A 26740-nucleotide genomic window follows, 5' to 3' on the forward strand; every position below is an offset into this window, starting at 1 on the left:
AATTGTATATTTAGTATATCTCATACAAAAAGTTATAAACATATAGATTTCTTGTATTAAATTTTAGTTTGCATTAATATTGATATAGTAGATTACTGTATCTTAAGTGAATACGATTAAACAGTTGATGAAATCATATGGATAAATATGATAAACTCTATTACTATTGTATAAAAGATGATTTGGAAGAATTAAAAGCGCTTTTGCAGCAAGAAACAGACATAGATCTAGTTGGTAGAGATGGGATATGCTTTCAAATAGCTCTTAAGCACGGGAATTTTAAGATCCTAATAGCTTTACTGGAATATTTCAAGGCAAATAACAAAAGTAAAGAATCAGAAGACCAGCTTAAGAAAATATTGATAGAAGAGTTACAAGATCCTGAAATTCCTCATCATATAGAGAACTTGATTAATGATTACATACCTTTAGCTAGATATAAGGGTAACCTAATATCTTATCAAAATATACTCGCAAGATTTCAAATGATGGCTGATAAAGCTGAAAACACTATTTATTTAGAGCAAGTTACCCAATTACCCCAACTTCCACCAAATATCTCAGATATACCTCCAACTTACAAGGTATTAGAAACTTTTCACGGCAAATTATTGAAATTGGGTTGTCAAATACAAGAGTCACTTTGCGCAATAGATGAATCAACAAGGGTATCTCTTGAAAAATTCAAATGGGCTTTAGATGGTTGTCAGTTATATCTTGAACCATTTATTCAAGATCTAAAAATACAATTAGGCGATTATACTGAAGAGGCAGTTGGACTCTAAGGCTTCCAATGATCGGTTATAATATTAATAATATTACTACACAGAAAAGTGTAACCGAAATACTGAAGTTTTTTGCATCAAGCATTACAAAAATCTTCCAGCAAAAACTTGCGGGTCTATATCTTACTGGTTCTTTAAGTTATAATGATTTTGATATATCCAAAAGTGATATAGATCTTTTGGTTGTTTTAATCTATTAAAATATTGTATTCGGTGTCGGAATATTGTATTCGATGTCGGAATATCCTATTGGTTCAAAAACTCTTGCCGCAGCATTCTAAAGTTTGTTGTTGATAAAATATCAAATCCTTAAGAAATTTTAATACGCTTCATCACAGCTGCCCTTACGATCTCTTTATTTTTATCACTTAAATTAGCAAGAGGAGGTCTTGTATCTTCTTTGCACATACCTGCTATAGATAAAGCATATTTAATTGCAATAGGGTTAGTATCAAGCAAAAGAGATTGGTAAAAGTCTGACATATCCATATGAAGCTGGACAGCTTTTGCGGCATCGTTGCTAAACCAAGCGTTTTGTATTTCAGATATCTCTTTAGGGAATAAGTTAGATGCAACTGAAATAACTCCTTTGCAGCCTTGAGCATTAAATGCAAGAGAGGTGGAATCATCTCCGGCAAAAAAGCTTAGTCCAGTTTTTCTTGTAAGCCTTAAAGGGCGTTCAAATTCTCTGCTTGCATCTTTAAATGCAACCACTCGCTCTAACTCAGCTAGGTGGCATATTGTATCATCTGCAAAATCAATACCAGTTCGACTTGGTACGGAATATAAAATTAAAGGCAAATTGACGGCATTATGTATTGCTTTGAAATACTCAACAATACCTTCTTGAGGAGGTTTTACGTAAAAGGGGAGCGTAGCTAAAATTGCTTTTGCCCCAGCTTTTTCTGCTATTTTTGAACGTTTAATTGCATTTGTAATCGATCCATTTGAACAACCTGCGATTACATTTATTTTTTTATTTGCTTTTACTGCTGCTTGTAGCAAATTTTCATATTCATCATCACTTAATAACACCCCTTCCCCTGTAGACCCAGCAATGACTATATCTTTAATGCCATTTATAAACTGATGGTCGATTAATCTTTCTAAATTATGAAAATCTATTTTATTTTGTAATAATGGTGTTACAAGTGCTGTTATAGTGTGATGAAACATTTTTAAAATGCAAAAATTTTATTATAGTATTATAATGGCAGGGCTGAAGGATGTCTATTATGCAAAATATTATTTTACATGCAAAAGAAGATACTGGTTGTAGATGATGATGAGCGCATTTTGCAGCTTTTAACAGAATTTCTAAATAAAAATGACTATCTCACATCAGGTGCACTAAACGCTCAGGAGGCAAAAAAAATCTTAGAGCAAGAGTCATTTGACCTTCTCATTATAGACGTTATGATGCCTGAGGTAACAGGATTTGAGCTTACAAGCAGTATCAAAAAACTCCAAAATGTCCCTATTATCTTGCTTACGGCTTTGAATAAAGTAGAAGATAGGATTCAAGGTCTTGAGTCTGGAGCGGATGATTATGTTAGTAAACCTTTTGACCCAAAGGAATTATTGCTGCGCACAAAAAATTTACTTGACCTTTATTCTAAGCAAAAGCCAGATTCAGAGATATTTGTTTTTGGACAAAATTCATACAATTTAATCACGAAAGAATTCTTAAAATCTGGTCAACCTTTGCCTTTAACATCGACGGAGCAAAAATTACTAGATCTTTTTATATCAAATAAAAATCAAGTTCTTTCTCGAGACGATTTGTCCCAAGTTATGGGAAGTTTGAGTCCCCGCTCAATTGATGTGCAAATTACTCGTCTTCGTTCCAAAATTCAAGATGGGGAATCAAAATATCTTCAAACCGTAAGGCATTTAGGATACGTATTGCATGTTTAAGAAGCTTTTGCCGCAATCTTTAGTTTCCAGGTTCATGTTAATCATCATATTGCCTACAATACTTTTTCAGTGCTTAATTCTTTACATTTTTTATCAAAGACATTGGAATAATGTGGTTCAACGCACAAGCTATCTTATTGCAAATAACATTTCTGTTGTAATTGATGTGGCAGAGCAAGGAAAAATGGGTTTAGCAAGGCAAATTGCTACAAGGTATAATATCGTATTTGAAAAAACTTATACAGATTATACCAACGTAAACAATAGAATTAAAAAGCAAGAATTCGAGATTCTGTTTGAAGAGTTAAGTAAAAGATTTCCATTTATTCGTATAGTTCAAAAAGCTCATACATCGGAAATTTTTATTCGGCAAGGCTTTTTATTTTATCACTTTAGTATTTTAAATAAGCCTTTAGTCAGCTTTACCACTGATGTGTTTAAATGGTGGTGGCTGCTTTCTAATTGTTTCGTAGTTATTATTTCGATTTTATTTGCCAGGAATCAAATTAAGTCGATATTGGCCCTTGCTAAGGCTGCAGATTTGTTTGGTAAGGGACTTAATTTTAAAGAAGATTTTAAGCCTCAAGGAGCAAAAGAAATAAGAGATGCGGGATTTGCTTTTATCAAAATGAGAAAAAGGATAGAAGATCAAATGAATAAACATACAAAAATGTTAGCTATGATTTCCCATGACCTGAAGACTCCTTTAACCAGACTTAAATTGCAGATGGAGCTGATGCCAGAGGATGATAAAATGAAAATGATAAAAAGTGACCTAGATGCTATGACTGGAATGATCGAGCATTACTTAAGTTTTGCTAAAGGTACCATCATTGATCAATTGCATGACGTAAATTTGGTGATTTTTGTTAAGGAATATTTGAAGCATATTGCAACTACCAAGTTGAAAGTCGATTTTGGAAAAGTTGGAGAAGGTTTGGTGGTGCGTCTTAATACCCAGAGTTTTTGCAGGGTGCTCGATAATATCTTATCAAATAGTGCAAAGTATGCCAAAAAAGCTCTAATTTCAATATATCGCAAAAAGGAAATGATTTTTCTTGATATTGAGGATAATGGTCCGGGTGTACAAATCAGAGAAAGGGAGCTTATTTTGCAGCCATTTTATAGATCAGATCAGGCAAGAAATCTAAATACTCAAAGCAATGTAGGGTTAGGTCTTGCAATTGCGTATGAAATTATTAAAGAACATAACGGGATTATCGAGATACTAAAATCTAGACACCTAAAAGGCTTGCTTGTGAGGGTTACTTTGCCTTGTGTTGAGGTAATGAGTATAAAGAAGTAAAGTTGGTGAGCCTGCCGGGATTCGAACCCGGGACCTATTGATTAAAAGTCAAGCGCTCTACCAGCTGAGCTACAGGCTCCTATAGAAAGATTGTAGAAAGTATTCTCTATAAGTACTTGAGTATGATACTATATTTGTGAAGTAAAAACAAGCTTAAAAGCAAGCAAATAATCTGTAAATTAGATAAAATATATGAAAGTTAATGATCAAACTATAATAGATGCAATTCGAAAAAACCTTCCAGATGCGCAGGTGACCCTTAAGGCATTAGATTGCAGTAAGTTAGGTTATTATATTGAAGTCAAGTCAAGTATTTTCAAAGATAAATCACTAATCGAGCAACATAGAAGCGTCAAAAGTGCCTTATCAAACCTTCTTGATTCAGAAGTTTTGCATGCAGTAACTTTGAAAACTACCACTGCTTAATGGCAACCATACTCCAAGTATTGCCTTCCATGGTTTCGGGAGGTGTTGAGAGAGGAGTTATTGATATCGCTAAGTTTTTGGCAAAACAAGGTCATAGATCTTTAGTTCTTTCTTCTGGAGGACCTATGACAACTCAATTGGAAGAAGCGGGCATCCAGCATATTACCTTAAATGTTGCTAGTAAAAATCCTTTAGTAATATGGAAGAACATAGAAGCTATTAGTAATATAATTAGGGACCTTGAAGTTAATATAGTTCATGCTCGCTCAAGAGCGCCAGCATGGAGCTGTTACTATGCTTGCCGTAGAGCTAAAGTGAAGTTTGTTACAACAGTTCATGGGGTTTATAATACTAATTTTTTCAAGAATTTTTATAACAGCATCATGACTAAAGGGGATGAGGTAATTGCCGTATCAAATTGGGTCAAAGATTATCTCACTGGTAACTATGATATATGCGAAGATAAAATTACAGTTATCCACAGAGGAACAGATATAGATTATTTTAATCCTCAAAATATTGATCAAAATAAGCTTAAGGCTATGAAAATAGCCTATGGAGTACCTGAGGGAGCGTGCGTACTACTTTTGCCTGGTCGCTTAACTGAGTGGAAAGGTCATAAAATACTACTGGATGCTTTATCTAAATTAAAAAAAGAATCTTTTTATTGTTTAATAGTTGGAGATAAAAATAAACGTCCTGATTATGTGGCGGAGCTTCAAAAGAATATAGAACTTTTAAAACTTTCCGTGAAAATTTTTGATACAGAGCAAGATATGGCTCATTTATATGCGTTGAGCGATATAGTTATATCCCCTTCAACTCGTCCCGAAGCTTTTGGTCGGGTAATTACTGAGGCTCAAAGTATGAGCAAATTAGTTATTGCATCAAATATTGGTGGGGCGGCAGAAACCATTCAAAATGAAGTTAATGGATTTCATTTTTCTTGCGGAAATGCAGGTGACTTATCTGATAAAATTAGTTATGCTCTTAACATATTAGGTACAACTAAACATGCTGAAATAATTACTGAAGCAAGGAACTGTGTGTTAAGCAACTACTCTTTGCAAAAAATGCAAGAAAAAACTCTAGAAATATATCAAAGACTGTTATGAATAACCCTATTTCGGCTTTTATCATAGTTAAGAATGGAGAAAAACTTATTGGACATACAATAAACAGTATCAAGAATATTGTGGATGAAATTATTGTTATTGATAGTGGTAGCACTGATAATACGGTTCAAGTTGCAAAAGATTTAGGCGCAAATGTAGTTTTTAAAGAGTGGCCAGGGTATACCCAGCAGAAAATATTTGGAGAGAGCTTATGCAAGCATCAATGGATACTGAATTTAGACGCAGATGAAGCTCTTTCTCCCGAGTTGCAAGATGAAATTAACTATATTTTTCAGTCAGCAAGTCAGGATAAGTATAAAGGTTATAAGATGCATGTCACTATTTTGCTGCCAAATGACCAAAAGCCAAGGTTAGGAGCTCCTGCCCACTTATTTACGAGGCTATACAACCGCAATTATATTAGCTTTGCAAATACCTCAGACCCAAACACGACTCATGATTCAGCTTTACTTTTGCCGGGATTAAAAGAAAAAGATAATCTTCTTACACTTGTTTCGCCGGTTTATCACAGATCATTTACAAGCATTAGCGGTTTGCTAACAAAGATCAATTTTTATACAGATGAAGCTGCAAAGACTTTGGCTAAGCAAGGTCGCAGAGTATCTAAATTAAGGATGTATACAGAGTTTTTTCTATGTTTTTTTAAATATTTTTTTATAAGGAGATACTGGGTTTTTGGAACATATGGCGTCATTTATTCTTACATGTTCGCTTTTAGCAGGTTTATAAGACTTGCAAAAGTTTATGAATTACAAAATTCAAAGTAAGATGCAGAATTATGTACATCTAAAAGTCCAAAGTTCCTACTCGCTTTTAGAAAGTGCCATCAAGATCAATAAAATAATAGATTTAGCGCTAAAATTTAATATGCCTGCAGTAGGTCTTACAGATCGTAATAACCTATTTGGCGCCCTTGAGTTCAGTATGGCTGCTATGAAAAAAGGTTTGCAGCCAATTCAAGGCATAATATTAGATCTTGCATATCATAAATCTGAATTTGCGGAAGTAATAATACTTGCTAAGAATCAAAAGGGGCTTTCTAATTTATTAAAACTTGCAAGCTACCCATACATCAAAAACGATAGAAAAAAAAAGCTTCATATTACGCTGGATGACCTTAAAGAATGCAGGGAAGGTATTATTGCTATTTCCTCATACAAAAAAGGTCTTGTTACCAAACATTTAGGGAGTAATTTTGACTTTGCTAAACAATTTGCAGGCGAGCTAAAGGATATTTTTGGCGATAATTTCTACTTTGAAGTTACGCGTGATGGCTGGGATAAGACTTGTGAGGTATCGTATTTTGGTTTAGCCGAAAAATTAGAAATACCAGTTGTGGCGACTAATGACGTACTTTTTGCAGATAGTACTTTGCATAATGTGCACGACATATTGCTTTGCATTGAGCAAGGAACTAAGCAGTATGACCATCTCAGAATTACCTCCAACAGAGAGCATTATTTTAAATCACCTCAGCAGATGTTTGAGTTATTTGAAGATGCACCCAGTACAATCGATAATGCTTGGCTTATTGCTCAGCGCTGTAGTAGCTGTTTTATGCCCCGCGACATGCATCTTCCAAATTTTGCAACAAACGAAGATGAAGCCCTTAAAGAGCAAGCATACAAGGGATTAGAAAGACGTCTTAAGTTATTGGATAAGCTAAGCGGGCCACGTGAGCAGTATTTTAAGCAGCTAGATTATGAGCTTAGCGTCATATGCCAAATGAAGTTTGCTGGATACTTCTTAATTGTATCTGACTTTATCAGCTGGAGTAAGTCTCAAGGAATTGCAGTAGGGCCAGGACGTGGTTCTGGAGCAGGATCTATTGTTGCATGGAGCTTGCAAATTACAGATCTTGATCCACTTAGATTTGGACTAATCTTTGAGCGCTTCTTAAATCCAGAAAGGGTTTCAATGCCTGATTTTGATATCGATTTCTGTCAGGCACGAAGAGATGAGGTGATAGATTACGTTATACATAAATATAGTAAAGAGCGCGTAGCGCATATTATCACTTTTGGCAGCATGCAGGCTAAAGGTGTTATTAAAGATGTTGCAAGGGTGGTGGATGTGCCTTATAAGTATGCTGACTATTTAACAGAGCTTGTACCTTTTAATGCCGTAAATCCCGTTACGCTTTCTCAAGCGATAAAAGAAGTAGGTGAGTTAAAACGTCTTTACCAAGGAGAAGGATTTTACAACCCTGAAGCTTTAGGATTGCCCCAAGATCCTGAAGAAAGAGAAGATTTTAATAAGTTGATACAAGAAGTGCTAAACACAGCTCTTGAACTTGAGGGTGTTCATAGGCACGTCTCAACTCATGCAGCAGGTATGGTGATATCGGGTCATGACATCATAGAAGCTGTGCCTCTATATATGGATAAGGCATCTAAGTTATATATAGTGCAGTATTCGATGAAATATGCAGAAGCTGCAGGCCTTATTAAATTCGACTTCTTAGGTCTTCAAACTCTCACATTAATTTCAAACTGCCTAAAATTGCTCAAAGAAAAAGGTGTTGAAATTGATATTGGAAATATTGCGCTAGATCATCCAAAAGTCTATGAGATGCTTTCACGGGGCCATACTGTTGGAGTATTTCAGTTTGAAAGTGTGGGTATGAGAGATTCTATAAAAAGACTCAAGCCTGACTGTATTGATGATTTAATGGCTCTTAGTGCCCTTTATCGTCCTGGTCCAATGGATAATATTCCAACCTACATAGCATGTAAGCACGGTGAGCAAGAGCCATATTATCCTCATGAGAAGCTAAAAACTGTTCTGAAGGATACTTATGGTGTAATAATTTATCAAGAGCAAGTGCTTGAAGTCGCAAAAGTCTTGGCGGGATATTCTTTAGGCAGGGCTGATTTGCTCAGGAGGGCAATGGGTAAAAAGATACGTGCTGAGATGGATGCTCAACAAGAGATGTTTGCTCAAGGGTGCTTAGCTAACGGAATTTCTAAAGAAAAGGCAACGGAGATTTTTGCATTAGTTGAAAAATTTGCTGGTTATGGATTTAACAAAGCACATGCTGCTGCTTATGGGGTAATATCATATCAAACAGCCTATCTTAAGGCCCTTTATCCTACATACTTCTTTACAGCTGCTTTGAATCTGGATATCCAAGATCACGATAAAATCTTGATATTCGTAGATGAAGCTAAGAAAAATGGAATCAAAATTACACCTCTTGATGTAAATGTATCCACCGGATATTTTGTGATGGATGGGGAAGATACAATTTTATTTGCTTTTGGTGCAATTAAGGGAGTAACTCCTTCATTCGGGGATGAGGTGTTTCGTGAAAGAGAGAAGGGGGGTAATTTTACTAGTGTAGTGAATTTTGTTGAAAGGATGAATTTAACAAACAAAAAATCCTTAGAAAGTCTAATTAAAGCTGGATGTTTTGATAGCCTTCATGATAACCGCAAGCAGCTCGTTGAGAGTATTGAGAGGCTTATGGCTCATAGCGCTTCTCATCATCAAAATAAATCAACAAATCAGTTAAATCTTTTTGGTGGACCAATTGCGACAGAGATTTTGACCAAAATATCTAAAGATTATAACTTTCTAGAAAGATCTGTCCAGGAATTTTCGGTTCTAGGAAGCTTTATGCGGTTCCACCCCGTAAAGTTTTATGCTCAGCATATTATCTGTGCTAACCTTGTTAACTCAAAAGAGCTTCAATTTGTGAAAAATGGTCAGAGCAGGATCAAGATTGCCGCAGCCGTTCAGAAAAAAGATACACGTAGCTCTGCAAGGGGTCGTTTTATCAACTTAGTTTTATCAGATCTGCATGGTTTGATAGAGGTTTCCATATTTAATGAAGAAGTGATTAAAGAATATGGTGAAGCTTTACAAGTGGCATATAGCGGGGTATTTGAGTGTGAGGTTCAAAAGAGTGAGCATTCTATTCGTGCAACCTTAGTATCAGTAGAAAAAATGGATGATTTAATGAAAGGTAATTTTTATAACCTAACACTTCGGCTTAAGAATGACCAACTCCAAGAATGCTTATCTTTTCTTGAAGCTAAGAAATCTAAAAGTAAGCATAATGCTAAGATTGAGGTAATTATAAATTACAATACGAACTTTTTGGCAACACTAGTGCTGCCACAAATATTTTATTTAGAATCTGCAGATAAGATGCACCTGGATAAATATGCTAAATAATTATCTTTTGCTCCGAAAAGAATCTTAAGTTTATTCAGTTTAAGAGTTAAAATCCTATCTTATTATTAACTAAAAAATATATTTTCTTATTGTAATAATATCGTAACTATGTTATTATTGAATAATAATTAATACATAAAAATATATATGATAAGCTCTATAGATCAATTCCTGAATTATGAAGAAAAATTGAATCAGTATGCAGAGGAAGAATTTAATCAGCAATTAGATGATACATTTGTTTATGTTGAATCAAAGTCAAAATTGCATCAACTATTTCGTGAACTTCAGTCCAAGAAACAAGAACATACAGAATCTATTGAAAAAGAAATATTAGAACTCAAAGCAGCTGGCAAAGATATCGACTCCAATACATCCATCAGCTTATTACATTTTGTGATAGCAGAATTATTAGATAATAAGTTACTAAAGTATTTGACACTTAACAACCATGAAGAACTTGGTCATGTTTTAGCTCAAGCTATTTGTTATGATAATATAGAAGTAGTCAAATGGCTTTTAGATAACGGTGTATCCCCTAATGCTAAAGATGAAGATGGCTATACCATGATACAATTAGCATTTTGGAAAGGTAATTCGTTGGAAATTGTAGAGTTACTTATTGATAAAGGCGCCGATATTAATGCCCCGAATGTGGATGGTTACACTCCTTTGGACGGTGCTGCTTTAACGCATAACATACCAATTATTGAATTAATGATCGAATATGGAGCTGCAATAACGCAACACTCAATAAGTCATGTTATATATAGTAATGTTCAAAATGAAACTATAAAAAGCCAGGCTTTATTGTTGATGCTAGGTAGTTCTCAAGGGATTAAGGTAGATTTATCATCTGATCTAATATATCAATTCTTCATGAACAATCATAATATCAAATCTTTATTTGCTATTGATGGTTATGAATCTCAAAAGGTTATTGCGAAGGAGAATATCTTCAAAAGCCTGCAAGATTATGCACAAGATTGGGATGATCAAAAAGCATTGGATATGGCTCAATTTGTATCAACTCAAGAGATTGAAACATTAGATACAGATCAAAATTCTAATGCTAAGTTGACAGGGGATTTTGACTACGACCCAGCAACCACTGCTTAATATATCATTTGCAGACCCAAACTCTAAGGGCTGCAGTCTCTTTCACGTTCCGCATGATTCTTCAATTACTTTATTCAGAACCTACTCTTAAAGTGCCTCTGGACTAGTATGCTAAATAGTTGTTTTGATATCTCTATCTTAGACAATAAATTGATTTAACTTTACGTATCATTAATAAATTCATCATATCATATACAATTAGTTTTATAGTCGATCTGTAACATTATAATTAACTTATTAAAAGTATATATGATAAGCGCTATAAATAGATTATTGAGCTATGTACGAGAACTTATTGGATTTAATCCTAAGGTTGCGCCACAAAAAACTATAAATAAATTATTTGCTTATTCAAGGGAACTGAGTATATATCGTAAGGCTGCAGAAGATGATCATAAATTAATCCAAAATTTTCAGATAAAACGCGAACAGCTTATTGATGAACTGCTTTCTAGAAAAGAAGAACACTCTAAAGCAATTAAAACGGAAATATTCTGGCTTAAACTTGGTAAAAAGGATATAAACCCATATGATCGAAAACTTGGCATCACTCTATTACATTTCGTGATGGAAGGATTTTTAGATATAGGGTTATTGCGTTATTTCTCGCTTCGAGACCTTAAAAAAACGGGTGATCTTTTTGCTAGTGCCATTTACCATAATAATTTAGAAGCTATTAACTGGCTTTTAAATAATAGGGTTTCGCCTGATGCCAGAGATGAAGATAGAGATCCTATGTTGCATTTAGCTATTATGTGTGATGAATCGCATCAAATAGCTAAATTACTCATTGCAAAAGGGGCAAATATCAATGCAAGAGACTTAGATGGTAAGACTCCTTTACTTATAGCTTTACCAAGATGTAAAACGGAGATTATAGAATTTATGCTAGAAAAAGGAGCTAATGTTCACGCGAAAGACAAACTTAATAGCTCTGGTATAGATAAAGTATTTATCCATTGCGAAAGAAATGGTAAAGAAATCATAATCCCTGAGAACATAAGACTAAAAACATTAAGTCTATTAATAGAACATGGAGCAAAAATCTCAAAACAATCGATACAGACAATTATGTACTTTAATTTTCAGGGTGAAACGACTAAAAATCAGGCGTTATTGTTGATGCTTGGAAGTGCGAAAGGTATTGAAATGGATCTTACGTCTTATTTTGTTTATCAATTCTTTGCAGATAAGAATAATATTAAGGCTTTATTTGATACTGAAGGTTATGAATTACAAAAGCCTATAGCTAAAGACAATATTTTTAAAAACCTTGTAGATTATGCTCGATTTCATATTGATCAAAAACTATTGAGTATTGCTCAGAGTATCTTTCGAGATGAGGATGAAACATCAGATAAAGATACCTTTATAAATAATGAAGTTGATTTATCAGGTGATTATGATGGAGATTTAGAAGATATTGTATAAAATTTTATCCCCCGCGTTGTAGTATATTATAACTTCTTAACCACAATACTTGCGTTAGTCCCCCCAAATCCGAAGGAATTTGTCATTGCAACTTTGATATCAGCTTCTTTTGCTTTTAAAGGTACTAGATCCATTATAACTTCGGGTTCAGGTTCTTCTAGGTTGATCGTAGGGGGGGCAATGTTATCTCGCATAGCAAGTATAGTAAAAATAAACTCTACACTTCCTGATGCACCTAATAAGTGGCCAATAGCTGATTTAGTAGAAGACATTTTCACTTTAGGATTAACAGAGTGGAACATTTTTTGTACCAGATTTAACTCAGCAGTATCTCCTAGTTTTGTTGAGGTGCCATGAGCGTTAATGTAGTCTACTTCATTAAAATTCAGACCAGCATCTTTCATAGCTCTAGAAATAGCTTTTTGTGCACCTCTATGCTCAGGAGCGGGTGCTGTAATATGGTATGCATCGCCTGATAAACCATATCCTAAAACTTCACCATAAATTTTGGCTCCACGCTTTTTAGCATGCTCTAACTCTTCTAATACAACAATACCAGCGCCTTCGGCTATGACAAAACCATCTCTGCTCATATCCCAAGGACGAGATGCTTTTTCGGGAGTATCATTAAAGCTTGTAGAAAGAGCTTTAGCGGCAGCAAAACCAGCTACACCTATTGGCGTAATAGCAGCTTCGCTTGAGCCTGCAATCATTACATCAGCATCCCCATATTTGATCAAACGAGCAGCATCTCCAATTGCATGTAAGCCTGTTGCACATGCTGTTACTACAGAATGATTAGGGCCAGAAAAGCCATATTTAATTGATACATGACCAGATGTGAGGTTAATAAGAGAGGCGGGGATGAAAAATGGGCTAACTTTTGCATTGTTCATATGAAAGTCTACAGCAGTTTGCTCAATCATACGCAGACCTCCAATACCTGATCCGATCATGACGCCTGTGCGTTCTAATAACTGATCAGTGGTATGTTCCATTAACCCAGAATCCTGGATTGCTTGATGAGTTGCAGCAAGGCCATATTGAATAAAAAGATCCATTCTGCGGACTTCTTTGGGTTCAATATAAAGTGTTGGGTCGAAGTTTTCAGGGATAGACCCAGCAATTTTCACGTTGAATCTTTCTGTATCAAAATATTTGATAGGCTTGATGCCACTTTTTGATGCTAAAATATTTTGCCAGGTCTCTTTTGCATCAAGACCTAGAGGAGAAAGTATTCCGATGCCCGTTACTACAACTCTTCTCATTAGATTTTAAGCAGCAGGTGCTGCGCTAGGTTGTTTTTTTGTAATTATGTACTTTACAACATCTTGGATTGTTGCCATTTCTTTTAGATCTTTTTCTTCAATTTCTGGCAAACCAAAAGTGTCTTCTAAAGCCATGCTAAATTCGGCGATATCTAAGCTATCAAGACCCATTTCAGCAAATTTTGCTTGCTCATCATTATTTTTAGCAAGATATTCTGCTTGTTGTTTGTTTTGACTAAAATTTTTAGAGATTATAGCTCTCACTTTTTCACTAACTTGCTCTGGAGAAGCTGAAGCCCAATCTATTTTTTCGCTCATACTTTATTACTACAATTTAGGTTATTTGAAAATTATACACTATATTTTTAACACAAATTTAATCTAAAAACTAGTGGTACTGCAAAAGGATTATTTTTAGGGATTTTTTAGGAGCAGACGCTCGGAAAACCTGATAATACTCAAAAGTATTAGAGAATCCCGCGAACGACAGCGACACCAAAAATACCAAAAAATCATTTTGTCTATAGCATTAGCATGCCGCCATTTACATGAATCGTATGGCCATTTATATAAGAGCTTTGCTCGCTCGCTAGAAAGGCTACGGCATTTGCAACGTCCTGGGGTTCACCAAAACGGCCCGCAGGTATTTTGCCCTTCATATATTCTTTTTGTTGGTCATTGAGTTTATCAGTCATATTGGATTCGATAAATCCTGGGGCAATGCAATTAATTGTTACTCCTCTTGTTGCAACTTCTGCTGCCATAGCTTTTGACATACCAACTAGTCCAGCTTTAGATGCGCAATAATTTGCTTGACCAGGATTGCCAATGAATCCTACAACCGAAGAGATATTAATAATACGCCCATAACGTTTGCGCATCATTTTTTTTACGGCAGCTTTATTTAGGACAAAACTTGCAACTAAATTTACATCCAGAACTTTTTTAAATGAGTCTACTGACATCTTGATACTTAAAGAATCTTCGGTGATTCCTGCATTGCATACTAAAATATCCAAGTCATCTAAATCTTCTACTAATTTTTCAGCGGCAGCATGATCTGATAGGTCACACGCCTTTATCTCGCATCTTGTACCTAACTCATTTGCAAGGTCATCTAATTTATTGAGGTTAGTGCCACTTAAAATCACATGCGCTCCATGAGCATGCAATAACTTTGCACAAGCTCTTCCAATTGAGCCAGAAGCTCCTGTTACAAGAGCTATCTTGTTTTTAAAATTTATCATTTAAATCCAACGTATTATAGTTCTGTTTCAAAGATCGCGGCTGCCGCAGATCCTTCGTGGTTATTATAATGTTGTCTAATCTTTTGTTCAATCTCATCTGAAATGTTGGCATTTTCTAGAAGATATTTTTTTACATTTTCCCGACCTTGCCCAATTTTTGAGCCATTATATGAGAACCAAGCACCAGTTTTTTCTATCAGGCCAAGTCTTGCTCCAATATCTACAATTTCTCCTACTTTAGAGATTCCGGTGCCGTACATGATATCAAAGTCTACTACTCTAAATGGAGGTGCAACTTTGTTTTTGACAATTTTAACTCTAGTCTGGTTACCTGTTGCTTCATCTTTTTCTTTAATAGAGCCAACTCTTCTTATGTCCATCCTAATAGATGAGAAGAATTTTAATGCATGCCCTCCTGTTGTAGTTTCTGGATTTCCGAACATTACACCAATTTTCATACGTATTTGATTGATGAAAATTACCATACAGTTAGTGCGAGAAACAAGTGCTGTTAATTTTCTTAAAGCTTGGCTCATAAGCCTTGCTTGCAGACCCATGTGAGAGTCACCTATGTCTCCTTCTATTTCTGCTTTAGGTACTAATGCTGCAACACTATCGATAACAATTAAGTCCACAGAGCCTGATCTTATTAAATACTCAGCAATAGAAAGTCCTTCTTCGCCTGTATCAGGTTGAGAGATGATAAGCTTATCAACATCAACTCCAAGTTTTTTGGCATAAGTTGGATCAAGGGCATGCTCTGCATCGACAAATGCGCATGTGCCTGCCGATTTTTGCACCTCAGCTACAATATGCAACGTAAGCGTAGTTTTACCTGAGCTCTCAGGTCCGAAAATTTCGATAATACGTCCCTTTGGCAGTCCTCCAACTCCTAAAGCAAGGTCTAAGCCTAGGGATCCAGTTGGAACTACGTCGACATCAATGGTTTGTTTTTGCCCTAAACGCATTACAGAGCCCTTACCAAAATCTTTTTCAATTTGGCTAATTATTGCAGCTAGTGCTTGTTCTTTTTCTATACTCATAAAATTTAAGACTATTATATTTTTATTTTAGGACTAATTTTTTTCATTCCCCCCATGTAATTAACTAAGCAAGTTGGCACGGTAACGCTCCCATCGGCTTCTACGTAATTTTCAAGTATTGCGGCAATAGTGCGTCCCAAAGGTAGCCCTGAGCCATTTAACGTGTGCAGAAAAGTTGTCTCCTTTTGACCAAATTCTTTGAACCTTGCCTTCATTCTTCTTGCTTGGAAATCTTTACAATTTGAACAACTGGATATTTCTCTATAGCGCTTTTGGGATGGAAGCCATACTTCAATGTCGTAAGTTTTGCTAGATTGAAAACCAGTGTCTCTTGAACATAGTAACATAGTTCGGTATGGTAATTCCAACTTTTCTAAAACTTTTTGTGCTTGAGCTAATATAAATTCGTGCTCTTCCTCTGAATTATCGGGTGTTGTAATGCTTACTAGTTCAACTTTTGAGAACTGATGCATTCTAATCAAACCCTTGGTATCTGCTCCTGCGCTACCTGCCTCAGATCTAAAACATGGAGTGTATGCAACTAAGCGCATAGGCAGCTCTTCGGGAGAGATAATTTGATCTGCTACTAAATTAATTAAAGGAACCTCAGCTGTTGGTATTAGTCTAAATTCTTCTTCAACTCGAAATGAATCCTCAGAGAACTTTGGCAAAATTCCAGCATTATACATTGCATGATGCTTTACTAGATATGGTGGGGAGATTTCTTCGAAATTACCTATTGATGTATGAAAATCTAGTAAAAAGTTCACAAGGGCTCTCTCAAGACGCGCTAAAGGTCCAGATAGTGTAACAAATCTCGAGCCAGACATTTTTGCGGTGCTATGAAAATCCATAGCATCTAATGTCTGACCTATATCTTGATGGTGCAGAGTGCCAGATTTAGGATTTCCCCAAGATTTGATTAATTTATTTTCAGTTTCATCTTTTCCGACTGGTACATCGAAATTTAGTATATTAGGTAAGCGATCCAGAATATCTTCTAGCTGTTTATTGTTTTCAAGCTCCTTTTCTAAAGCTTCTAAGTCTTGTTTAATTTTAGCAGCATCTTGTTTGAGTTTTTGAAACTGGCTACTTTTTTTATCAGGAAAACCGCTTAGATTTGCTGCTGTTTGATTCCTTTTTTGCTGTAATTGCTCTATTTTCAGAGTTAAATCTCTCTTTTTTTTATCTAGATCTAAAATTTCTTTAGATAAACTATCTTGCCCTCTTTTCGCTAAATTTTCATCCAAGCTAGCAGGATTTTGCCGAATCCATTTTATATCAATCATGTATCTAATCTTTTACAAGTTATTATCGCAGCCTCATATAATAAACACATAGGGATAGCTAACATAAATTGGGTTACAACGTCAGGAGGCGTTAAGATACCTGCTATTATGAAGCTAATTACGATAAAAATTCTTCTTTTTCTGATCATACTCTCAAGGGTTATCATTTTCAATAGGAAAAGTATGATTAAGACTACTGGTAGTTCAAAGACGGCTCCAAAGCTAAGCATTAGCTTTATGATAAGAGAAAAATACTCTTCTATTTTACCTTGGAAAGCTACGTTAAATCCTTCTGCTTGAGAAAAACTTAAAAAGAATTTGCACGCTATGGGGATAATTATAAAATATACAAACCCGCACGCAATCCAGAATAAAAACGGAGCGGCAAATAATATAGATTTAAATATCTTTTTTTCCTGAACGTAAAGTCCTGGTGTTATAAATAGATAAATTTGGTAGCTAAAAAACGGTAAGCTAAAAATAAAACCAGTAAAAAACGAAATATTTAAATGAGCTAAGAAGGATTCGGGCAGGGATGTGTAAATTAAATGAGAATTTGATATATGTAAGAGGGGGGCAAGCAGGATGCTGCTAATAGCCTTTTTGTAATAATAGCTAAATGCAAAGGCTGTAAATAAAAATATTAAACATAACTTCAGCCGTTTTTTTAGTTCATAAAAATGCTCTTTATAGTTGTGTCTAATTAGGGTCATTTCTCAAGAACTTCATCAAGTTGTTCCTTCAAAGATTTATCCTCTTTTTTGCCTATATCTAAGTGTACTTTTTTCAAGGCATCTTTTGCCCAAGGTTTGGTAATGATAGTTTGAACAAGAGGTTTTGTAACAGAAGCGCTGTAAGATTTTTCGAGCCATTTAGGGCCTTTTTCCTTTAAAGAGATATCCACAAATTGATGTAGGTTATCAAAAGAAGCTTTATGGTCGTATTTATATAAAGCAAATGAGATGCTTAAAAAAAGTAATATGCTTATTACAGCACCGTTGATAATACCCAATATAAGTCCAAAAGCTTTATCAAAGGATCCTCCGCAGATTGGATTAATGATGGATTTGATTTGTCTAAAAAATATGCTGCATAATATAAGGCTTATGATGTAAGATATGCCACCAGCGAGAATATTTACGATAAAATTTGATGAAATATACTCACTTGCTATGCTGTGGGTGGAAGGAAAAAGTATTCCAGCTAAGAAAAATGCAAATATAAAAATTAAATTTGCCAATATGAGTCTTATTGCCCCTTTATAAAAACCAGATAAGCAGCAAGAAATCATGATGCTGCCAGAAATTGCATCCAATAAATTCAACATATTAGAGTTTTGTCAGTAACTATATAATCCATTTTAACATCTTGCGAAGAATATGGAACCAAGTCAAGCAGGCGCTCATGTTTACAGATGCCAATTTTTATAATTTGGGGGTTTATATTAAGGTATCGGTCATAAAATCCTGCACCTCTACCTAATCGATTTTTTTGCTGATCAAATGCAATTCCTGGAATGAGTAAAACATCGGGAACAACAAAATTATTATTTATGGGCTGCAGAAAAACAGAATTTGCAATTTCCAAATTATCGAACAAATTATATTCGGCAAATTCCATAGATTCATTATTTATTTGCTTAGGCAAAGCAAAACTTTTTTCTTGAAAGATAGTGAAAATCTCATTAATATTTACTTCTCCTCTAATTGCAACATAACCGCCTAAAACTTGGAAATTTAATTTTTCTAAAACGTTTTTGATTGTTTGAATTATGTTTGGATCAGGTATGAAATTATCATATTGCTTCATTTGCTCGCGTAGAAGCTTTTTTTCTATCATTATTAGTCAATAGCTAAAAGGGTTTTGCGAATCTGCTCAATCAACTTTAATTCTTTGTTAATGCAGCTATACAGGCTATAAGGCAAAGTGTTTGGCATATCAAAAATAAGCTTATTGTCTTTAATTTTCAAAGATACTTCACATTTCGAGCTTAGTTCGGGGCCATCTAAGATAAGCAATATGTTGATCATGTAAGCTATAATAAGGGAATTATGGCGAAATTTAGGTCCCAGAATTTTATCCGCTAAGTTACTTACATATTTGCTCGCTTTTCCTCCAAAAGAATTTGATAGAATTAGAGCTAAGCTTGCTCTTTGTTTATGCGTAAATGGTATATCAATCATCAAAACCGTAGAAGAAAGAAAGCTACTTAAAAAATTTCTATCAACATACTTTTTAAAGTGCAAAAACATCAAAGCAAGCTTGATTATATCATTTAAATCGTAGGTCTCATCTTGTGATGCTATCAGAGCTTGGCTAACCAAAGCGCTGTATCCTTCAAGGTCTATGGATCCCTCTTCGTATTTTATAAATCTTTTGCACCGCTCAAAAATAACATCTTTATAACGCTCTTCTTGGGGTATACTAGTAAATCTTACGCCTTCTTTAAGGCCGTAATTGGAAATTGCAATTGTATCTGGTTCAAATATATTGATAAGGCTTTGTAAGACCAAAATTGAAAAGCTATCGTTTTTTCTACTGGAGCCAAATATATGTGCTGAGGTAGTATTTAAGTAATGTATATAGTTTAGTAGGTTTTCTTTTGGTATCTCTAAATTATGAAGGTTATATAAAGGGTATTTAGTGTGTTTAATATATTCTCTTGCAATTACTCTAAACCCTCCTCCAATAAGGTATAACTTACCTTTGATAATGTTGTTGTTAATAAGATCACTAGCATTTGTTTTGATGTGCTCGGTGATGTAATCAATATTTAAATTTTCTATTTGACTTAATATGCGAGTGCCAAGAGCAAGGGATGTTAGTTTTGGTATTTTGTGAGACTTAACCTCTGCAATTTCTAAGCTTCCCCCTCCCAAATCAGCGATAATGCCTTTACAATGTGCAGATCCCATTAACAGTCCGCAACTACTTAGAAATGCTTCTTGAGTTCCGCTGATGATCTCTATATTGATGCCAAATTTTTGAAAAAAATCATCACATACTTCTTGTGATTTTGGATTATTTCTAAAAGTGGCTGTTGCAACGCATTTAATCTGGCCTACTTTTAATTTGTTTGCCATATCTAAAAAGCGTTTGATTATGCTGTAAAAAGAGTGTTTTGTGTTAATCTTATCTCCTACAACGAGGTTGTTAGCATCCAATTTAAATTTCTCATGGTATACTTCATATCCTCCTATTTGAGTATCAGAATATACAACACACCTTACAGCATTAGATCCTATATCAATAATTGCGATTCTCATATAACTAAATTAGCAAAGTATTTTTGCTTATGTTAAATCTTAGATTACCATTATCGAATTAAAAATCATAATTATGATTTGATTTGATGTAGCTAATTAAATAAATGTAGTTTTTAAGTGGTTTGAGTACTTTGTGGATTTTCGCTAGCTACTTCTTGTACCTCTTCTGGAGTATCCCCTTGAATTATCTCCTCTTCGTTGGGAGCATCTGCCTGAACTTCTGCTCCATCTCCAGGAGTTAATGGGGTTTCCTCTTCTTCGTCTTTTTTATGTGCGCGTGGATCATAAGGTTTTTGAGTCGGCACAAATGTAGCTGGTAACAGCCTATCTGTAAAGAATTTATCCTGATAGTAGAATATTTTTTTGGATTTAATTGGTGGGAATGACTCAATTAGGATGATTTGCTCGTCGCGGGGTAATTGAATCACTTCTTGTGGTAGCAATAATGCTCTTGAGGCTTGAGAAATGCTAACAGTTTGACTTCCTGGATTTAAGCTGAAAAATTTAGGTTTACTTTGAGATGTTTGCTCAACTGTTTTTGTACCACATAATTGCGAAATTAAGTTTGCCGTTTCGTAGTTGTTAGCAGCAAATGTGACGCGATATGTTGAGTTACTTAAGAATGAGTTCATACCCGCTTCTTCGTATGTGCCTTTGAGCTGCTGTGTATCTTGTATAATCAGGAATAAGCGCACTCTATATCCCCTGAAATAAGCAATGCCAGCCTTAAACTGCTCCATTTTACCTAGAGTAGGAAACTCATCCATTAGGAACAGTACTCCGAAAGGCTCTTCTTTAGTATCTGGCATTTTACGGCTTAAAAATTCCGTTGCTTGTTGATAAAATATTTGCATTAATTTTTGCAAACGTTGTATATTATCCGGAGTTAATCCAACGTAAACGGTTGATTTTACCTTTTTGAATTCCTGAATATTAAAATCAGAAGTTGCAGTTGCTGCATCAATTAAAGGGTTAGCCCATAGCTCTAAAGATGAATTTAGGGTAGATATAACACCAGAGCGCTCCTTATCAGATTTTTGCAAAAATGCTGCGATGTTCATATATCCTACTGGGTGTACTACGTTGCCCAATGTATCTAGGGTTACTGCAAGATTATATACAACGTCATCACTGCGCATCATCCGCACTACCTCTCCAAAGGACTTAATTTTTTCGGAATCTGCGATAAGGCATAATACGGCCCCTAAGAAAAGGCTTCGAGCTTCATTTTCCCAAAACTCTTGTTTAGGTAATACAAGGTTTGCTATCTTTTGTACGTCATCAACCCTTTGGCCTGGTTTTTCACTCACCCAATCAATAGGGTTGTAGCAATGCGTGATTCCATCTGGATTTGATGGCTCCCAAACATATACTGCTTGACCTTGTTTTGCTCTCCAGCCGCTTGTTAATTGATAGTTTTCTAATTTGATATCATGGACAAAGACCGAATGATCCCAAAAAAGTAAATTAGGTATTACAAAACCAACACCTTTACCAGAACCAGTAGGCGCAAAGAGTAAAGTATGTTGGAATCCATCTGCAACAAAATATCCATCATGATCCACACCTAAGAGCATCCCTCTTTTTGCTCTTAAATTCGCTCTTTCAATATCCTCTGAATCGGCCCATGATGCATCACCAAAAATTTTTTCTTTATTTCTAAAAGGACTAAAACTAATAATCCTTTTGAAAAAGATAATATATAAAGTCAGAGAGATCGCTACAGGAATAATAGTTGCAAGAACTAATTTTAATTTTATCCTATCTAACATGTCCCAAGTTAACTGAGACCATGAGTCTTGAAGCCAAATTAACCACTTTTGCGCAACCCATACAACGCTTAATTCAAATTTGATCGCTTCCGCCTCGCCTCCTGCATAAGCAATTAGGCAAGATGTGATAAATACGGTCATGGAAATAATTAGGCAATGCAAGAATACTCTTGCAAAAAAATTACCAAACTTATGACCTTTACTGGCTGCTGACATCGTCTAATTTCATATCTTTAAAATATACTTCAGAAACATACCTTCTGCTTTTCTCACCTCTCTTAAGCTGAACTACTACGTCTATCACCGCATGTATATACTTTCTAATCTCTTCAGGTGGCATTCCAAGGCCAGCTTGCATCACCATCAAGTTTAACTGTTCAAGTGCCATCTTTGCCGAGTCTGCATGAAGCGTTCCAATTGAGCCTGGATGACCGGTATTGATAGCTCGTAAGAAACTAAATGCCTCAGCACCCCTTAGCTCACCAATAATGATTCTATCTGGCCTTAGGCGCAAGCATGCTTCAATCAGCTCCTGCGCTCCTACTTTGGCGCGTCCCTGACCTCCTTTAGATGCAAGTAAATGTAGCTTATTTTTTTGTAAAGGTATTTGAATTTCTCTTGCATCTTCGATAGTAATTAGCCTTTCTTCCGGTGATACGCTGGTCAAAGCCGCATTGGCAAATGTTGTTTTACCGGTTGAAGTACCGCCACTAATTATAATGTTCTTTTTACACTTTACGGAATGATCTAAGAACTCTTTGATCTTATTCTGTTTCAAGTAGTTTATTAAAATTGGATTATTAGGATCTGCTGGAGGTATAAATTTCGTATCATCAAAAGCTCCCATAGCTGCATATTTCTCTAGGTCAAGTTGCATCACGTTTGACCTTCTGATAGAGATTGCTACAGATCCTGCTTCACATGCTGGTGGAAATACAACTTGCACCCTGTATCCATTAGGAAGTGTTGCTGATAACAAGGGTTTTTCTTCAGATACCTCTTGTTCTGTAGATTGTGCAATTAGTCTTCCAAGCCCAAGAAGATGCTCGTAATCCAAAAGAGGTGATTCTATTGAAGATGCATCGCCAAACTTTTCAACCCAAATTTCGTAAGGTTTATTTACCATAATTTCACTCACGCCATCTTGATTAAAAAGCTCATGAAAAGGTTCTAAATATTTTTCTAATGCTGTTGTTGTCATTGTAAAACACTTGTAAAACTACCTACGGCTTTTGCGGGGAATGTATAATCTTGATCGATATAAACCCTTATTAGTTCGCCTTGGGATATGGTTATATTTGGTGAAAATGTTTTGTTAGCAGTGAAACCTTGTACTTGGGTTGTTAGGCTTTGTATTGCAGTCTTAACTGCATTTTGCGTATTCGTTAAAGTGGTAGCGGTATTTGTAGTAGATAAAGAACTTGCGGCACTTGAAGCTGTTTGCAATGCAGTGCTAAGCTCTGTGGTTTGGGTAGAATAATTGTCCGTGGTACTTTCTGCGAGAATCTTTTTACATGCAGCATCAAAATCTGTGTAAACGCTTGCTGTTGTATCAAAAAAGTAGCCTCTAGCTGTCTGACAAGTATCATTCAGCTTTGCCTGTGCGGCAGCTAAGGTAGTTGCCGTGGTTAAAGTAGCCATCTGGGTTACAAAAGTAGTATTCAAAGTACTGAGAGAAGATGCTAAAGAGCCATATTTTTGAGCACCTACAGTATTAATACTTCCAGTAATCAATTTATCCGTCATTTGGGCTAAACCTATGCTGATTGCTGAAGATAATGCATTTTGCATTATTTGTTCTTTGTATTTATTGTCTAATCTTCCGACAATTCCAGTTCTACCCAAGTTATCTATACTTCCAGCTGAGGCAAGCTGCAAGGTATAGCCAGTTGCAAAATCTACTCTAGTCCAATTAACTTTTAATATGCCATATACCTGGTCTACAGAATTTGAGAATGTGCCAAAAATTTTTGATCCCTTTGGAATGAGTCGAGTTTTGTGATCTTCTGCAAACACGTCTCTTGTGACGATACCTCTTATTTCCCCAGTTTGATCGGTGTTAATAGCTGTTTCTAATATGATCTCCATAATTTTACCTTTACCAAGAACATATTTCAGATCTGATCTAGTTTTAAAGGAGTTATCCTGGACTATTTGGGCCTGTTCAACTGCAGCAGCTGTTTTGGGTGGATTATTGATTAGCATTATATTTGCTTTACGTTTTGCTTCGAAATCTGCTGTACTTGATGGACCTGAAGGTCTAGGAGGGGTAGGAGGTGCAATGGGCGCCACGGGAGCAACTGGAGCGTTAGGCGTTACTGTTGCAACTGATGTTGGTTTACCTGAGGCATCATCTTTTTTTTCTTCTGGCTCTTTTTTAGGAGCTGGCGGAGGAGCTGGTGGTGCAGGTTTTACTAACTGTGGTATAGCGGGTATATCAGGTACTTGAGGAGTAGCTGCAATAACGTTTGAGTCGGGTACGACTACGTTTTCAGGAGGTTTAGGTGGTTGTTTAGTTTTTACTAATTCATTCTGAGCTGGTCCTGAAAGAGAAAAAATAGTGGCATAAAGTACGTAGCCTAAAATACCTACAATGACAACTAAGATAGCAACGCTTTTCTTTGAGCTTGAGGCAACTAAAGAAAGGTTGTGCCTTAAGGCTGATTTTACGGAGCTAGCACTATTAGTATTATTATCTGCCATTTTGCTTTGATGTTTTAGGGTAATAAAATCTAATGAGGTAAACTAAGTCCTCTTCTTCACCTTCTTCAAATGTTTTGGCTACCAGATCAAATTGATATTTGCGTTTATTGGTAATGATAGTCATGTTAGTTCTGATATTTTTTTCTAAAGGCTTAATGAAAAGCATGTTATCTAAAGGAGTAATTTTCCATGCATAGGTATCTCCTAAAGAGATTGTTTGCACTTTTTCACCTTTGGCAAACTCGATATTAGATTGAAAGCCAAAATGTAATACTAGGAGATATACTTCGTTAGGATTATAAACGTAGCTTTTAATTCTGCTATCAGTTGTTAATTGCAAAATTTCTTCATAATCTAGCAAGTTTTTGTCTTCTCCCCAACATAAAGTTGAGCAAACAATGCTAACTATAAGCGTTATAATTTTTTTAACTCTCATCGTCATCCACTCTATAATCGGTTACTTGAAAACCTACGGGATTCATATCTTGTTCTTCAGGATCAAGTTCCATAGCAACATAGTGCGCTTTGACTATCGCAATTTTATTCCATACTCTAAGTCCTCCAGCGGTTTCATGTACTGAAAATCTACAAATAAATTTATCGTTTTCTAATTTAGACCAGGATTTTATTTTTATATAAGTTGAATTAGAGGTCCCATACATTTTTCTAGGATCGGTATCCTTATTGGATATATAGCGATAATAGCTGAAATATAAATTATCAGTTGAAGTCAGCTTTACGAATTTCAACGAAACAGTATCAAAATCGGCCGAATTGTAAGTTTCTCGAGCCGAAATATATTTTTTAATAAAATATCTTGATAAAGAATCGTTACCATTTAATATTTCAGATCCCAAGGGATTAACAATAGTTGTAGAACCCGTAGACTCATCGACCTGTATCACAAAAGGCATGATTTCCTTAGAGTTCATAATTTTTACAGCTGATAGCATTGCTATCGATAAACCAACTAGAGCGATGATCGTAATTAATACAAATAAATTTCTTTGAGTAAGTATCGATTCATAGCGCTCTGTGGCCCATGTAACTTTTTCTGTTACCCCTATTTCTGAATATTTTTGGGCTTTTGCTTTAAAGATTGATTTGAATTTTTCTGATATACTCATATATTAAAATAATCAATTGTCTATGCAGATTATCTTTATGTCGATCAGCAAAAACAAGATTTTTACATATTAGATTAAAAAATAAATTATTATAGGATATTTTTGACAAACTAGTCTTGCAATTTTGGCTGTTATGTTGTTAATTGAAGATGTAAATACTCAAATTAAAGGTACTCTTTATGTCTAAAATTTATCTAGCAATTATTTTTTTAATCACAATTCCTTTTACTTGCCTTAGTAATGATCAATATCCTAAACCATCCCATGAAAAAAAGATTGACGAGATGGGCTCAATTATTGGTGGTGATGGTATTAGGATTAATAACTCTGAAAAGCCACGTAAAAAACACCATCAACCACGTAAAGATTATCATAAAGCTTTATGGCAAGCTGCGATGGAGTATTTAGGGCCAAGACACATTATATCAAGTCATTACGAAGGCGGTAGTATAGTAACGGATTGGTATCATGAAGGAGGACATGAAACAAAAGTCCTGATTCTTATAAAGGGTCGGAACTTATCAGACAAAGCAATTAGCGTTAAAGTATGGAGCAGGCTTCACTCCAAAGAGGCTCGTCATAATATCGGACGTAAGGCTGAGCTTGAAAAAGAAATCAAAGAAGCAATCCTTAAAATGGCAAAAGAGCACCTGGCATAAAAAGCACTTAGTGCAAAAATAACTTGCTATTTTCCAAATCGAAAGGGGCGGTTTAAGACGTCCCTGA

25 protein-coding genes, 1 tRNA gene and 1 pseudogene are annotated in these 26740 nt (G+C 35.3%); 11 read left to right on the plus strand and 16 right to left on the minus strand.

Translation table 11 applies throughout. From position 1 onward, the window contains the following. The first annotated feature begins 137 nt into the window (after positions 1-137). Positions 138-785 (plus strand): ankyrin repeat domain-containing protein, encoded by a 648-nt coding sequence (locus phytr_RS04535; protein WP_106874691.1) that lies wholly within the window; start codon positions 138-140, stop codon positions 783-785. 8 nt (positions 786-793) lie between these two features. Further along, on the plus strand, positions 794-985 hold the full coding sequence (locus tag phytr_RS04540) for a nucleotidyltransferase domain-containing protein (protein WP_106874692.1): 192 nt from the start codon (positions 794-796) through the stop codon (positions 983-985). A gap of 109 nt (positions 986-1094) precedes the next feature. On the opposite strand, the gene dapA is transcribed toward phytr_RS04540, so the two are convergent. Beyond that, positions 1095-1961, minus strand: coding sequence for a 4-hydroxy-tetrahydrodipicolinate synthase (dapA, locus tag phytr_RS04545; RefSeq protein ID WP_106874693.1), 867 nt, complete (start codon positions 1959-1961; stop codon positions 1095-1097). 78 nt (positions 1962-2039) lie between these two features. Between dapA and phytr_RS04550 the strand changes: the two genes are divergently transcribed. Both phytr_RS04550 and phytr_RS04555 read left to right on the plus strand, forming a co-directional pair. Beyond that, positions 2040-2702, plus strand: coding sequence for a response regulator transcription factor (locus phytr_RS04550; protein WP_106874694.1), 663 nt, complete (start codon positions 2040-2042; stop codon positions 2700-2702). Continuing rightward, positions 2695-4008, plus strand: a complete 1314-nt coding sequence (locus tag phytr_RS04555) for an ATP-binding protein (protein WP_106874695.1) — start codon at positions 2695-2697, stop codon at positions 4006-4008. Before phytr_RS04550 ends, phytr_RS04555 begins: the two co-directional genes overlap by 8 nt. Before the next feature lie 3 nt (positions 4009-4011). Here the strand turns inward: phytr_RS04555 and phytr_RS04560 are convergent. Next, positions 4012-4087: transfer RNA gene (locus phytr_RS04560), tRNA-Lys, on the minus strand. 113 nt (positions 4088-4200) lie between these two features. Here phytr_RS04560 and phytr_RS04565 point away from each other — a divergent pair. The 6 genes from phytr_RS04565 (at position 4201) to phytr_RS04590 (ending at position 12299) form a co-directional block, all read left to right on the plus strand. Further along, positions 4201-4434, plus strand: a complete 234-nt coding sequence (locus phytr_RS04565; protein ID WP_106874696.1) for a BolA/IbaG family iron-sulfur metabolism protein — start codon at positions 4201-4203, stop codon at positions 4432-4434. Next, positions 4434-5549 carry a glycosyltransferase family 4 protein gene (locus phytr_RS04570; protein ID WP_106874697.1) on the plus strand — a complete coding sequence of 372 codons (1116 nt, stop codon included), beginning with the start codon at positions 4434-4436 and terminating at the stop codon, positions 5547-5549. Before phytr_RS04565 ends, phytr_RS04570 begins: the two co-directional genes overlap by 1 nt. Beyond that, positions 5546-6337, plus strand: coding sequence for a glycosyltransferase family 2 protein (locus tag phytr_RS04575; RefSeq protein ID WP_106874698.1), 792 nt, complete (start codon positions 5546-5548; stop codon positions 6335-6337). The genes phytr_RS04570 and phytr_RS04575 overlap by 4 nt, the downstream gene beginning before the upstream one ends. Before the next feature lies 1 nt (position 6338). Continuing rightward, complete coding sequence (gene dnaE / locus phytr_RS04580) at positions 6339-9749, plus strand: DNA polymerase III subunit alpha (RefSeq protein WP_106875042.1); 3411 nt, start codon at positions 6339-6341, stop codon at positions 9747-9749. 147 nt (positions 9750-9896) lie between these two features. Then, positions 9897-10868, plus strand: a complete 972-nt coding sequence (locus phytr_RS04585) for an ankyrin repeat domain-containing protein (protein ID WP_106874699.1) — start codon at positions 9897-9899, stop codon at positions 10866-10868. Between the two features lie 249 nt (positions 10869-11117). Beyond that, positions 11118-12299 (plus strand): ankyrin repeat domain-containing protein, encoded by a 1182-nt coding sequence (locus phytr_RS04590; protein ID WP_106874700.1) that lies wholly within the window; start codon positions 11118-11120, stop codon positions 12297-12299. Between the two features lie 26 nt (positions 12300-12325). Here phytr_RS04590 and fabF read toward each other — a convergent pair whose 3' ends face one another. From fabF to phytr_RS04660, 14 genes and pseudogenes are all read right to left on the minus strand, one after another. After that, positions 12326-13567, minus strand: a complete 1242-nt coding sequence (gene fabF, locus phytr_RS04595) for a beta-ketoacyl-ACP synthase II (protein WP_106874701.1) — start codon at positions 13565-13567, stop codon at positions 12326-12328. Between the two features lie 6 nt (positions 13568-13573). Further along, on the minus strand, positions 13574-13885 hold the full coding sequence (locus phytr_RS04600; RefSeq protein ID WP_106874702.1) for an acyl carrier protein: 312 nt from the start codon (positions 13883-13885) through the stop codon (positions 13574-13576). A gap of 203 nt (positions 13886-14088) precedes the next feature. Then, positions 14089-14814 carry a 3-oxoacyl-ACP reductase FabG gene (gene fabG, locus phytr_RS04605; protein WP_106874703.1) on the minus strand — a complete coding sequence of 242 codons (726 nt, stop codon included), beginning with the start codon at positions 14812-14814 and terminating at the stop codon, positions 14089-14091. A gap of 14 nt (positions 14815-14828) precedes the next feature. Beyond that, positions 14829-15857, minus strand: coding sequence for a recombinase RecA (gene recA, locus phytr_RS04610; RefSeq protein ID WP_106874704.1), 1029 nt, complete (start codon positions 15855-15857; stop codon positions 14829-14831). A 14-nt stretch (positions 15858-15871) separates the two neighbouring features. Beyond that, positions 15872-17146, minus strand: coding sequence for a serine--tRNA ligase (gene serS / locus phytr_RS04615; RefSeq protein ID WP_106874705.1), 1275 nt, complete (start codon positions 17144-17146; stop codon positions 15872-15874). Next, positions 17143-17859, minus strand: a complete 717-nt coding sequence (tatC, locus tag phytr_RS04620; RefSeq protein WP_106874706.1) for a twin-arginine translocase subunit TatC — start codon at positions 17857-17859, stop codon at positions 17143-17145. The genes serS and tatC overlap by 4 nt, the downstream gene beginning before the upstream one ends. After that, positions 17856-18473 (minus strand): CvpA family protein, encoded by a 618-nt coding sequence (locus phytr_RS04625; RefSeq protein ID WP_106874707.1) that lies wholly within the window; start codon positions 18471-18473, stop codon positions 17856-17858. Before phytr_RS04625 ends, tatC begins: the two co-directional genes overlap by 4 nt. Then, positions 18467-18985: a 5-formyltetrahydrofolate cyclo-ligase gene (locus tag phytr_RS04630; RefSeq protein ID WP_106874708.1), complete on the minus strand. Its 519-nt coding sequence runs from the start codon at positions 18983-18985 to the stop codon at positions 18467-18469. The genes phytr_RS04625 and phytr_RS04630 overlap by 7 nt, the downstream gene beginning before the upstream one ends. Before the next feature lie 2 nt (positions 18986-18987). Further along, a complete protein-coding gene (locus phytr_RS04635; RefSeq protein WP_106874709.1) occupies positions 18988-20412 on the minus strand; it encodes a Ppx/GppA phosphatase family protein in 1425 nt (474 codons plus the stop codon). Positions 20413-20564: 152 nt separating this feature from the next. Next, positions 20565-22400 (minus strand): annotated as a pseudogene (locus phytr_RS04640) (type IV secretory system conjugative DNA transfer family protein); the annotation flags it as partial. Further along, complete coding sequence (gene virB11, locus phytr_RS04645; RefSeq protein ID WP_106874711.1) at positions 22384-23385, minus strand: P-type DNA transfer ATPase VirB11; 1002 nt, start codon at positions 23383-23385, stop codon at positions 22384-22386. The pseudogene phytr_RS04640 and the gene virB11, both read right to left, overlap by 17 nt. Beyond that, on the minus strand, positions 23382-24887 hold the full coding sequence (locus phytr_RS04650) for a TraB/TrbI/VirB10 family type IV secretion system protein (protein WP_106874712.1): 1506 nt from the start codon (positions 24885-24887) through the stop codon (positions 23382-23384). The genes virB11 and phytr_RS04650 overlap by 4 nt, the downstream gene beginning before the upstream one ends. Next, positions 24877-25323 carry a TrbG/VirB9 family P-type conjugative transfer protein gene (locus phytr_RS04655; protein ID WP_199843753.1) on the minus strand — a complete coding sequence of 149 codons (447 nt, stop codon included), beginning with the start codon at positions 25321-25323 and terminating at the stop codon, positions 24877-24879. Before phytr_RS04655 ends, phytr_RS04650 begins: the two co-directional genes overlap by 11 nt. Continuing rightward, a complete protein-coding gene (locus phytr_RS04660) occupies positions 25313-26014 on the minus strand; it encodes a VirB8 family type IV secretion system protein (protein WP_106874714.1) in 702 nt (233 codons plus the stop codon). The genes phytr_RS04655 and phytr_RS04660 overlap by 11 nt, the downstream gene beginning before the upstream one ends. Positions 26015-26193: 179 nt before the next feature. On the opposite strand from phytr_RS04660, the gene phytr_RS04665 reads away from it, so the two are divergent. Then, a complete protein-coding gene (locus phytr_RS04665; protein ID WP_106874715.1) occupies positions 26194-26673 on the plus strand; it encodes a DUF3576 domain-containing protein in 480 nt (159 codons plus the stop codon). Positions 26674-26740 lie beyond the last annotated feature (67 nt).

Origin of the sequence: Candidatus Phycorickettsia trachydisci (assembly GCF_003015145.1) — a bacterium.
Lineage (GTDB): Bacteria > Pseudomonadota > Alphaproteobacteria > Rickettsiales > Rickettsiaceae > Phycorickettsia > Phycorickettsia trachydisci.